The organism is Pseudarthrobacter sp. HLT1-7, from assembly GCF_059383435.1.
In genome coordinates this window covers 1-11,491 of sequence record NZ_JBWZCH010000023.1, presented here as the reverse complement: position 1 = coordinate 11,491, position 11,491 = coordinate 1, and the positions used below count along the sequence as shown (strand labels likewise).

Genomic DNA, 11,491 nt, shown 5'->3' with positions numbered 1-11,491 from the left:
GAGCGGACGGTCCCCACACGCGGGTGGGCCCCTCCCGAAATCCCGGGAGAGGCCCCTTGACAACCCAATCTACATATCAGCGCATAGCACTCCCGATTGCAGCGCCGGCGGCTACGGCGTCGGCATGCCGCCGTTGACGTTGAGGGTCTCGCCGATGACGTAGCTGGACTCGGACGAGGCGAGGAACACGTAGGCCGGCGCCAGTTCGGCCGGCTGCCCGGCACGGCCCAGCGGTGTCTCCTTGCCGAACTTCGGCAGGTCCTCGGTGGGCTGGCCGCCGCTGGCCTGGAGCGGGGTCCAGATGGGGCCTGGCGCCACCGCGTTGACCCGGATGCCCTTGGGCGCGAGCTGCTGGGCCAGGCCCTTGGTGAAGTTGTTGATCGCCGCCTTGGTGGAGGCGTAGTCCACCAGGGTTTCCGAGGGTTTGTACGCCTGGATGGAGGTGGAGTTGATGATGCTCGACCCGGCGGGCAGGTGCGGCAGGGCTTCTTTGGTGAGCCAGAACATGGCGTAGACGTTCGTCTTGTAGGTGTGGTCGAACTCGATGTCAGTGATGTCGCCGAGCGCCTTCTGCGCCACCTGCTTGCCGGCGTTATTTACCAAGATGTCCAGGCCGCCGAGCTCCCGCACAGCGGTTTCCACGAGGTCACGGCACACCGCCGAATCCTTCAGATCGCCTGGAACCTTGACCGCTTTGCGGCCGGCCTTCTCAATCAGCTCCGCGATCCGGGTAGCGTCCTCTTCTTCCTCCGGCAGATAGGACATCACGACGTCGGCACCCTCGCGGGCAAAGGCGATGGCCGTCGCGGCGCCGATTCCGGAGTCCGCGCCGGTGATGAGTGCCTTGCGGCCCGCCAGCCGGCCGAGGCCGCGGTAGCTGTCCTCGCCCAGGTCGGCCTTCGGCATCAGCTTGGCGTCCAGGCCGGGTTCCGGCTGGCTCTGCTCGGGCGGCTCGATCTGCTCGTACGCCGTAACGGGGTTCCTGAACGTGTACTGGTCAGTCATGGTGCTCCTCCGGATCTTTGGGTCTCGGCGCGGACAGCCTGTATGTCACGCGCATGCTAAGCATGCTTAGCATCAACCCTAGCCCTCATCCGGTCACGACAGCAACGCCGCGGGGAGGGCTGGAGCCGGTTACGAAGTCATTCGCGCAACGAGCGCAGCACTGTGTGTCTTGATCGCAGCAAGGCTGTCCGCCATGCCACTGAGGACAATGCCGGCGTCGGCCGCCTGTCGGGGGGAGTCCGGCGTGGTCAGCCCGTCGGCGCGGAGGCTGACCAGGGACTCCACAAGTCGAAACGCCAGATCCCCGTTCTGGCTGGGGCTGGTCCAGCCATTGCCGGGGAGTTCTGAGCCCAGGCGCTGGTACAACCCTCGGAGTTCCTTTCTGTCCTCCGTGAAGCTGTGGAACCGCGCGCTGCGGGCCTCCGGCAAGTTGTAGAGCACCCCGACGTTCCATCGGGCGTTGCACAGTTGGGTTCCGTCATAGAGTGCGACGGCGTGCAACCGTGCCGCAGCCGCCACGGGGCTGCGCTCGCCGACGGTCCCGGAACAGATCGTGCGGGCAACGGCGAGGCCGCTGGCCACCGTGCCCGCCAGCAGGACCTCAAGAATGTCGTCTTTGGTGCTGAAGTGGTGGTAAAGGGACGATTGGCGGATCCCGACGGCGTCCGCGATGGAGCGGGTGGACGTGGTGGCGTAGCCCTGGGTGGTGAAGAGTTCGGCCGCGGCATCAAGGATTTCCTCGCGGGCCGTGGCTCCAGGTCGGGATGGTTGCTGCTTGCGGGGGCGCCCGGGGCCGGCTGTTGTCACGGCATCATTCTTGCACCTTGGCGAGACCCTGCGCTGTTGCCTTAATGATGGTGAGGCTGGGGAAACGCAACGGAAACAACCTGTCAATGAACCTTTTACGTCGGGGAAACGAGTCCGGGATCTTCGACTGGAAAACTATCAATTGACCGGTATTCCGCAGCTCGGGTCCAGCGCTGCATTTGCCGGAACGCATCAACCCCAACGCCGTTCCAGCCCCGGAGATCCCGATGACATCCACTGTTCTTCCCCCATCAGTGCAGACCGACGATGCAGACCTCACATCACTCGGCTACGAGCCGTCCCTGCACCGCAAGCTCGGCCGCTATGCCTCGTTCGCAGCAGGCTTCTCCTTCGTTTCCATCCTGACCACCATCTTCCAACTCTTCGCGTTCGGCTACTCCTTTGCCGGCCCGGCCTTCTTCTGGACCTGGCCCGTAGTCCTGATCGGACAGCTGCTGGTGGCCCTGAATTTTGCCGAACTTGCCGCCCGCTACCCGATCTCCGGAGCCGTCTACCAATGGTCACGGCGCGTTGGTGGCGAAACGGTCGGCTGGTTTGCGGGCTGGTTCATGGCCCTGGCACAGGTTGTGACGGCCGCCGCAGCCGCCATTGCCATGCAGGTTGTGCTCCCTCAGCTTTGGGACGGTTTCCAGCTGGTGGGAGGCGATGCCGCGCTGAACACCACTAGTGGCGCCGCGAACGCCGTCGTCCTCGGAGCCATCCTGCTGGTGGCCACCACAGTGATCAACTCTCTGGGCGTCAAGTTGATGGCGCATGTGAACTCAGTAGGGGTGACTTGCGAAATAGTTGGAGTCATCGCCGTAGTCCTGGCGCTTGCCACGGCGGCCCAGCGCGGACCGGACGTCGTCATGGACACCACCGTCCTGCAGGGATCCGATCTGGGAGCTGTGGGCGCATTTATGGTCTCGGGCCTGATGGCCGCCTACGTCATGGTGGGCTTCAACTCGGCCGGAGAGCTTTCCGAGGAGACCAAGTCTCCCCGGCGCACGGCACCCCGCACCATCCTGTCGGCCCTGATCATCTCCGGTATCGGCGGGGCCTTGATGATCGTGACGGCGCTGATGGCCGCCCCTAGCCTCGACGACGGCCGGCTCGCCACCGAGGGCCTGCCCTACGTGCTGACCGCGGTCCTGGGCACGTTTTGGGGCAAGGTGCTCCTGGTGGACGTGGCTGTGGCCATCTTTGTCTGCACCTTGGCCATCCAGACGGCCGGTTCGCGCCTGGTGTTCTCGATGGCGCGTGACGGCAAACTCCCCGCCTCAGCGCTGCTCGCGTCCGTCCATCCCACCCGCGGCACTCCGATGTGGCCCTCTATTGCCATTGGCGCCCTGGCCGTGGGTGTCCTGGCCATCAACGTCGGCAACGCCGCGCTCTTCACCACACTCTCCAGTGTCTGCATCGTCATGGTCTACCTCGCTTACCTCCTGGTCACCGTGCCACAGCTGCTCAGCCGCTTCCGCGGCGACTGGGACAGGGTGGGCCAGGCCATGCCGGCAGGGCTGTTCTCACTGGGACGCTGGGGCCTTCCGGTCAACATCCTCGCGGTGCTCTACGGCGCCGTGATGGTGGTCAACCTCGCGTGGCCCCGGCCCGAAGTGTACGACCCGTCCGGAGAGAACGGAATCCTCCTCTACTCCGCCCCGCTGATGGTGGGCATTGTGCTCCTGCTCGGCATTTGGATCCGGCGCTCCAGCGCCAAGTCGGCCAGCCGCACCGACGCCTGACCCCGCCGACGCCCGACGTCAGGCTCTGCTGACCACCCACCCGCGCAAGTCCACGCCCACGCCAGGAGTGACATGACACAGACCACCGAGACACCAGCCACCGCCACCACTGCCGGAGCCCGCGCGCATGCCCGGGAGCAGCACGGCCGCACGGCCGACACCATGCGGCATGTCCCGGCCGCCTCCGCGCCGGCACGGCTCACCGCCGGCCTGCCCGGGACCGCCAGGGAACGCCTGAGTTGGGCCGAATCCGTGGCTTTCGGCCGCTACACCGCGCTGCCGCTGGCCCGCGGCACCCGGATCCGACTCACGGACACCGGCGGTGACGCCTGCGTCCACGTCTTGATCTACCGGAGCGGGGCGCTCCATGAACGGCTCAATATGGCTGACACCGTCAAAGTCCCGTGGCAGGCGTACCCCGCGGCGGGACACCCGCTGCTGTCCGACGCCGGCCGGCTGATGGGCACGATCGTGGCCGATACCTCCGCACGCCACGACGCCCTGACCGGCACCACCACGCTGGCCGGGAACACCGCCCGCTACGGCGCCGGAACGGTTCACAGCAGCTCGCCCGCAGGGCGTGAACTGCTGACCCTGGGAGCACTGAAGCAGGGGCTGGACGCACGGGACGTGGCGCCGTCGGTCTCCCTGTTCAAGGGGATCCGGGTTGACCCGGATGGCAGTATCCGGTTCGCCGGAACCGCCGGTGCCGGCGCCGCCGTCGAAATACTCCTGCACATGGACGCCGTGGTGCTCCTGGCGAATACCGCCCATCCGCTGGATCCGCGGCCGGAGTTCACCGGAACCGCCGTCGACGTCGTCGCCTGGCACGCCCCGGAAGACCTCGGCCTGCTCGAGCAGGGGCTCCTGACAGGGCCGCTGACCCCCGAACACCGGCAGGCATTGAACAACACCGAGCACGACCTCACCGCAAGGAACGCCCGATGAACATTGCCACTGTTACCCTGACACCCCCGGCCGCCACCGCGAGCCAAAAAGCGCTCGCGGCCGGCGAAGTCATCCTGGATGAATACGTGGAAGCGTGCGGACCCTGGTCCGGCATCGTGGCGGCCGGTGACGTCCTGACCATCGTGGACCTTGCAGGCAACCAGGCGGTGGACTGCCTGCTCTACGCCGCAGGCGACACGAAGGTGCGCTACTCCGCCGCCGTCACCCTCGCCGCGCAGCGCTCCATCGTGCTGACCACCGGCTCGGTTCTCCGCTCCGACGCCGGGGTGCCGCTGATGACCGTGGTGGCAGACGAGGTGGGAATCCACGACACCATCGGCGGGGCCTGCTCGCAGGAATCCAACACGCTGCGCTACGGGCAGCACACCCGCGAACAGCATGCCTGCGTGGAGAACTTCCTGATCGAGGGTTCCCGATGGGGGCTGGTGAAGCGTGACCTGGTCTCCAACATCAACTGGTTCATGAACGTCCCGGTGGACCCGGACGGAGCCCTCGGCATCGTGGACGGCCTCTCCGCGCCGGGCAAGCGGGTGGCGCTCAAGGCCGAGGTGGACACCTTGGTGCTGGTCTCCAACTGCCCGCAGATCAACAACCCGTGCAACGGCTTCAACCCCACGCCCGTCCGCATGATCGTGACCCGCCCGGAGGTTGCCCTGTGAGCCGCTTCGACACCCTGCTGATCGCCAACCGGGGCGAAATCGCCTGCCGCATCATTGAATCCGCCCGGAAAATCGGGTTACGCACCGTGGCCGTGTTCTCAGAGGCGGACCGGGGCGCCCGCCACGTCAGGCTGGCGGATGAGGCCGTGCTCCTGGGCCCCGCCCCGGCCAAGGACTCTTACCTCAAGGTCGAGGCACTGCTGGCAGCGGCCGCGGCAACCGGCGCCGGCGCCATCCACCCCGGCTACGGTTTTCTCTCAGAGGCCGCCGGCTTCGCAGAAGCCGTGGAGGCCGCCGGGCTGGTCTTTGTGGGGCCCACGCCGGAACAACTCCGGATCTTTGGCACCAAGCACACCGCGCGCGATGCCGCGCGCGCAGCCGGCGTGCCCATGATCGCCGGATCAGGCCTGCTTCCGGACGTGGACGCTGCCGTGTTGGCCGCCCGGGACATCGGCTTCCCGCTCATGCTTAAGGCCACGGGCGGTGGGGGCGGCATCGGAATGACAGTGTGCCGCACCCAGGACGAGCTCACCGAGAGCTACCCGCGGGTGGCGCGGCTGGCTGGCGCGAGCTTCAGCACAGCCGGTGTTTTCGCCGAGCGCTACGTCGAACATGCCCGGCACGTGGAGGTACAGATCTTCGGTGACGGCGATGGCCGGGTTGTGAGCCTGGGTGACCGGGACTGCTCGCTGCAGCGCCGTCACCAGAAAGTGCTTGAGGAGGCGCCCGCGCCGGATCTGACCGCGGCACTCCGGGATGAACTGCACCACAGTTCGCGGGCCCTCTGCGGGTCGCTGGACTACCGCTCGGCCGGGACCGTGGAGTTCGTCTATGACCCGGTCCGCAAGGAGGCCTCATTCCTTGAGGTCAACGCCCGGCTTCAGGTGGAACACCCCGTCACGGAGGCTGTTACCGGCGTGGACCTGGTGGAGTGGATGCTTCGGCTGGCCCAGGGCGGCGACGAGGCAGCCGGCGTGCTGTCCGGGCGCCCGGACAGCATCCCCGTCTCCGGGTACGCCGTCGAAGCCCGCCTCTATGCCGAGGACCCCGCCCGTAACTTCCAGCCGAGCTCCGGAACGGTGACCAATGCCGTCTATCCCGGGACTGATGGCGTGCGCGTGGACGCCTGGGTGGAAACCGGCAGCGAGGTCTCCACCAACTACGATCCGCTCCTGGCCAAAATCATCACCACAGGCGCGGACCGCAACCAGGCCTTCGACCGGCTCGGCGCCGCGCTGAAGGCCACGCGGATCGACGGCATCGAAACAAACCTCGGGATGCTCCGGGCCGTGACGGCCCTGGATGTAGTCCGCACCGCGGCCCATTCCACCGGCACCCTGAATGACCTGGGTGATCCGGAACCCCGGATCACCGTGGGGCGGCCCGGACTGCAGACCTCGGTCCAGGACTGGCCGGGCCGTGCAGGCCTGTGGCAGGTAGGCGTTCCGCCCAGCGGCCCGATGGATGATCTGTCCTTCCGGCTCGGCAACCAGGCACTCGGCAACACAGAGGGCGCACCCGGGCTCGAGTTCACCATGACCGGCCCCAGTCTGCACTTCACCCACGCCACGATGGTGTGCGTGGCCGGTGCCCCCACCACGCTCACCGTGGACGGCAAGGACGTTCCGGCCTGGGAACCGGTGACGGTGCCCGCGGGAGGAACGCTCGACGTCGGCAACGCCGAAGGGTCCGGCCTTCGCGGCTACATCCTGTTCCGGGGCGGACTCGACGTTCCGCAATATTTGGGCAGCGCGTCCACCTTCACCCTGGGCCAGTTCGGCGGACATGGAGGCCGGGTACTCCGGTCCGGCGATGTGCTGCGGTCCGTGACCTCCGGTACCGCCTCGGATTCGACGCTGGCCACCCGGCCCGTGGCTCCGGGGCCGGCCGGCGCCGTTCCCCTGGACAGCAGGCCGGTGTTGACGTCCGCGTGGGAGCTGACGGTAGTGGAGGGCCCCCATGGCGCCCCCGAGTTCTTCCAGCGCGAGGACATCGACGATCTTTACGCCGCCAGCTACGAAGTGCACTTCAACTCCGCCCGCACCGGAGTCCGCCTCATCGGCCCCAAACCGCGGTGGGCCCGCAACGACGGCGGTGAGGCAGGATTGCACCCATCAAATATTCACGACACTGCCTATTCGGTAGGTGCTCTGGACTTCACCGGCGACACCCCGATCCTGCTCGGACCGGACGGTCCCAGCCTGGGCGGCTTCGTCTGCCCCGTGACCGTCGTGACGGCCGACCGCTGGAAGCTGGGCCAGCTCCGCCCCGGCGACACCGTCCGCTTCGTGCCGGTGGAAGCCAGCCAGGCGCCGTCGGCCAAGGAACTGGGACCGGGCCGGCAGTTGCTGCTCCCGGGGGATGCCGGCTGGTCCCGTGCCGCCGGCTTGAATTCCGGCGCTGCGCCGGCATCCGGCGCCGGCATCCGCCGGGGAGACGGCGACGACGGCGTGCTGGGCCGGGTGCCGGACGGCCCCGGACGGCCAGCGGTCACGTACCGCCGCTCGGGAGATGACAACCTCCTGGTGGAATACGGCGCCATGGTCCTGGACCTCAGCCTGCGGGCCCGCGTGCACGCCCTGCACCAGCACCTCGAAGGGCTCCGCGTGCCGGGGATCGTGGACCTCACGCCGGGCATCAGGTCCCTCCAGATCAAGGTGGATCCCGCAGTGCTCCCCGCCCCGCGGCTCCTGGCCCTGGTGCAGGACATCGAAGCTGCCCTGCCGGCCAGCTCGGAACTGGTGGTACCCAGCCGCACCGTCCGCCTGCCGCTGTCCTGGGATGATCCGGCCACCCGCGAAGCCATCCAGCGCTACATGGCCGGTGTCCGGGACGACGCCCCCTGGTGCCCGTGGAACATCGAGTTCATCAGGCGCATCAACGGCCTGGAGTCCGTGAACGACGTCTTCGACACGGTCTTCAACGCGGAATACCTGGTCCTGGGCCTGGGCGACGTGTATCTGGGCGCCCCCGTGGCCACACCCCTGGATCCCCGGCACCGCCTGGTCACCACCAAGTACAACCCGGCCCGGACCTGGACCCCGGAAAACGCCGTGGGAATCGGCGGAGCCTACATGTGCATTTACGGCATGGAAGGACCCGGGGGCTACCAATTCGTCGGCCGGACCACCCAGGTGTGGTCCCGCTACGCCGACTCCGCGCCGTTCGAACCGGGTTCACCCTGGCTCCTGCGGTTCTTTGACCGCATCTCCTGGTATCCGGTCAGCCCGGAAGAGCTCCTGGACCTGAGGGCGGACATGGCTGCCGGACGGGGACGCGGCGTCGAAATCGCAGACGGCACCTTCTCCCTTGCCGAACATGAGGACTTCCTGGCCCGGAACAGTGTGTCCATCGCAGCCTTCCGCGATAAGCAGGCGGCTGCCTTCGCCGTCGAACGTCAAGTGTGGGCGGACGCCGGGGAGTTCGACCGCGCCGATGCGTCAGCCGCCGTCGTGCCCGACGCCGAAGAGCTGGTGGTGCCCGACGGCGGCACGCTGGTGGCTGCCCCCTTCGCCGCAAGCGTGTGGAAGGTGGACGTCACCGCGGGGGAGCACGTGGTGAAGGGCCAGCCGCTGATGTCCCTGGAAGCGATGAAGATGGAGACCGTGCTGGCCGCGCCGTGCGACGGCGTGGTGCAGCAGGTGCTGCCGGTAGCCGGCTCCCAAGTGGTGGGCGGCGAAGCCCTGGTGGTTCTCGGGCTGCTCGCGGAAACCTCCGGAACGGACTCGCCGAGAGCGGATATCAACCACGAACTGGAAGGGGCGGCAGCATGAGGATCACGTATGCCGGACCGGGCGCAACTGCCCGGGTACGGGCGGCGCTGGCTGCCATCGAGGCCGCGGACCGGCCAGAAATCTGGATCACCCTCCGGTCTGCGGATGAGCTGCTGGCCGAGGCAACGGTTGTCGATCACGCGGTGGCTGCCGGCACGGACCTGCCCCTGGCAGGGCTGCTCCTCGCCGTGAAGAACAACGTCGACGTGGCCGGGATTGACACCACCGCGGCGTGCCCAGGCTTTGCCTTCACCCCGAAGCAGGATGCCGAGGCGGTAGCACGGCTGCGGGCAGCAGGAGCGGTCGTCGTGGGCGCGACCAACCTGGACCAGTTCGCCACCGGGCTGGTAGGGACCCGCAGCCCGCACGGGGCGGTCCGCGATGCGCGCCGCCCTGACCATATTTCCGGGGGTTCCAGCTCCGGCTCGGCCGTGGCGGTGGCCCTGGGGCTGGCGGATATCGCGATCGGCACGGATACCGCCGGATCGGGGCGCGTCCCAGCAGGATTCCAGGGAATCGTTGGCATCAAGCCGACGCTGAACGTGGTCTCTACTGCCGGGGTAGTACCGGCGTGCCGCTCTTGGGACGCCGTCACCATTTTCGCGAGGGACCTGGCCACCGCTGAGCTGGCGATGGGCATCATGGCCGGTGGCGCACGCCCGTGGCCCGCCGATGCCCGGCTGGCTGCACCGGCCCGGCCGCGCGTCGCCTATCCATCCAGCCTCCCGGAGCTTCCGCCGGCCTGGGCGGCCGAGTTTGGCCGCCAGATCGCCACCCTTCAGGCTGCCGACATCGACACTGAACCGATTGAGTTCGATGTGTTCCTGCAGGCCGCGCTTCTGCTGTACGACGGCGGGCTGGTGGCCGAGCGCTATGCTGCCGTCGGGGAATTCGTTGACGCCGCTGGCGGCAGTTCGGGCAATCCTGCGGCGTTGGATCCGATTGTTGCCGGAATTGTGCGCGGCGCAGGCCAGGTGCCGGCGCACAGGTATGTTGCAGACACCGCCCGGCTTGACGGACTAAAGCGGCAGGCCATGGCGCGGCTGGAAGGGTTCGACGCCGTGGTCGTACCCACTGCGCCATTCCACCCGAGCCTGGCGGACGTCGCTGCCGACCCGTTGGGGGTGAACTCTCGGCTGGGTACCTACACCAATTTCTGCAACCTGTTCGATCTGTGTGCCGTGGCCGTGCCTGCCGGCGAGGTGGACGGATCCCAGTTTGGGCTCACCGTTGTGGGACGAACCTTCGACGACGCAGTGGTGGCCGACATTGCCCGCAGGATCGAAACCCCGCCGCTGCCCCCGGCGCTGTTCGCGGCCGGGGCGGCTCCTGCACAGCAGCCGCGGCCTGAAGAGCCGTGGCCCGTCCGGGCCGGCGCGTCTTCGGTACCCCTGGTAGTGGTGGGGGCGCACCGCAAGGGGCAACCGCTGGCTCACCAACTCGAAACGTTGGGAGCCTCCTGGGACGGGCGCGTTCGCACTGCGGCACGCTACCGCATGGTTTCGCTGGATACCTGGCCACCGAAGCCCGGGGTGTACCGCTCGGAAGATGGGGCGGAACTTGTGGCCGAGCGCTGGCTTCTTTCGGAAGCGGCTCTGGGTCAATTCCTGGCAGCACTGCCCGAGCCGATGCTCCTTGGCTCCGTGCGCCTGAGTGACGGCTCCAGCGCCGTCGGCTTCGCCTGCGACGCCGTGGCCGCCAAGAACGGCACGGACATCACCCGGTATGGCGACTGGTTGGCCGCGGTAGCTGAATCCCAGGCCGAACAGAAATCTCGCGGCACCCTCGGCGGCGCGCTTCTGACCGGGTTCATGCGTGGGCTGCAGACGGGTACCAGCCCCAGCTAGCTGTGAGCCTCGCTCCCGGGGATCCTCTCGAACCCGGGACATCGGCTCGCCACCCGGAATTCAGCTCCCAATCAAACCAGTCCATATCGCCCCGGCGTAAACGATCGAAAGGAACAACGGTGCGCAACATCAAGAAATGGTGGTCCCTGCTCGCGCCCAGTTCGGGCCCGGCAGCAAAGGCTCCGCCGGACGCGGCAGACTTGGAAGAATGGCAATACTGGTGGTTGCTGCCGGGTGACTCCAGCTACTGCCCATCCCCGGCAGCAACCGATCCCAAGGTAACGGTGGAATGATGCGCCAGCGCGGGCCGGTGCGGTCCAAAGTTCCCGTCATTTTGGGGGATTGGGCGACGCTGAAGCTGCTCTACGAGCGGATTTGCGTGGGGTGCCCCGGCCGTGTAAAGTCGATCGAGTCGCCGCCGCTGATGCGGAAAGATAGCGACCGACCCCCTGACAAACAGCCTGGAAATGGCGCACAAATTTGCGCGCTAAAGACGGGCGGGGATCCACTCGTGGAAATGTAAATCGCGGAAACGTTGATTTGCAAACGTTCACGAGTTCGGGTAAGTTTGGGAAGTTGCTCCGGAGCGATCCGCGACTGTTTGGTTGTGGTGGTGCCGGGTGTGTCTGTTGTTTGAGAACTCAATAGTGTGCCAAGTTTGTTGATACCAATTTATTGTATTGAAT

General features: G+C 67.3%; 8 protein-coding genes. 6 read left to right on the top strand and 2 right to left on the bottom strand.

Annotated features, from left to right (window positions below; all coding sequences use genetic code 11):
- Positions 1–111 precede the first annotated feature (111 nt).
- Positions 112–1,005 (bottom strand): glucose 1-dehydrogenase, encoded by an 894-nt coding sequence (locus AC50X6_RS17315; RefSeq protein WP_494967397.1) that lies wholly within the window; start codon positions 1,003–1,005, stop codon positions 112–114.
- Between the two features lie 129 nt (positions 1,006–1,134).
- Positions 1,135–1,812 carry a TetR/AcrR family transcriptional regulator gene (locus tag AC50X6_RS17310; RefSeq protein WP_494967396.1) on the bottom strand — a complete coding sequence of 226 codons (678 nt, stop codon included), beginning with the start codon at positions 1,810–1,812 and terminating at the stop codon, positions 1,135–1,137.
- A gap of 227 nt (positions 1,813–2,039) precedes the next feature.
- On the opposite strand from AC50X6_RS17310, the gene AC50X6_RS17305 reads away from it, so the two are divergent.
- The 6 genes from AC50X6_RS17305 (at position 2,040) to AC50X6_RS17280 (ending at position 11,098) form a co-directional block, all read left to right on the top strand.
- Positions 2,040–3,557: an amino acid permease gene (locus AC50X6_RS17305; RefSeq protein ID WP_494967395.1), complete on the top strand. Its 1,518-nt coding sequence runs from the start codon at positions 2,040–2,042 to the stop codon at positions 3,555–3,557.
- A 72-nt stretch (positions 3,558–3,629) separates the two neighbouring features.
- Positions 3,630–4,505, top strand: a complete 876-nt coding sequence (locus tag AC50X6_RS17300) for an urea amidolyase associated protein UAAP1 (protein WP_494967394.1) — start codon at positions 3,630–3,632, stop codon at positions 4,503–4,505.
- On the top strand, positions 4,502–5,185 hold the full coding sequence (locus tag AC50X6_RS17295; RefSeq protein ID WP_494967393.1) for an urea amidolyase associated protein UAAP2: 684 nt from the start codon (positions 4,502–4,504) through the stop codon (positions 5,183–5,185). Before AC50X6_RS17300 ends, AC50X6_RS17295 begins: the two co-directional genes overlap by 4 nt.
- The gene (gene uca / locus AC50X6_RS17290) at positions 5,182–8,958 is read left to right on the top strand and encodes an urea carboxylase (RefSeq protein WP_494967392.1); all 3,777 of its coding nucleotides are present in this window, start codon (positions 5,182–5,184) and stop codon (positions 8,956–8,958) included. Before AC50X6_RS17295 ends, uca begins: the two co-directional genes overlap by 4 nt.
- Positions 8,955–10,805 carry an allophanate hydrolase gene (gene atzF, locus AC50X6_RS17285; RefSeq protein ID WP_494967391.1) on the top strand — a complete coding sequence of 617 codons (1,851 nt, stop codon included), beginning with the start codon at positions 8,955–8,957 and terminating at the stop codon, positions 10,803–10,805. The genes uca and atzF overlap by 4 nt, the downstream gene beginning before the upstream one ends.
- Before the next feature lie 119 nt (positions 10,806–10,924).
- Entirely contained in the window at positions 10,925–11,098 is a 174-nt protein-coding gene (locus AC50X6_RS17280; RefSeq protein ID WP_326968876.1) for a hypothetical protein, read from the top strand.
- Positions 11,099–11,491: the final 393 nt, after the last annotated feature.

Bases quoted from the DNA above. Each gene is read 5' to 3' on its own strand.
- AC50X6_RS17315 (WP_494967397.1), bottom strand. From the start codon at position 1,005: ATGACTGACCAGTACACGTTCAGGAACCCCGTTACGGCGTACGAGCAG.
- AC50X6_RS17305 (WP_494967395.1), top strand. From the start codon at position 2,040: ATGACATCCACTGTTCTTCCCCCATCAGTGCAGACCGACGATGCAGAC.
- AC50X6_RS17300 (WP_494967394.1), top strand. From the start codon at position 3,630: ATGACACAGACCACCGAGACACCAGCCACCGCCACCACTGCCGGAGCC.
- AC50X6_RS17295 (WP_494967393.1), top strand. From the start codon at position 4,502: ATGAACATTGCCACTGTTACCCTGACACCCCCGGCCGCCACCGCGAGC.
- atzF (WP_494967391.1), top strand. From the start codon at position 8,955: ATGAGGATCACGTATGCCGGACCGGGCGCAACTGCCCGGGTACGGGCG.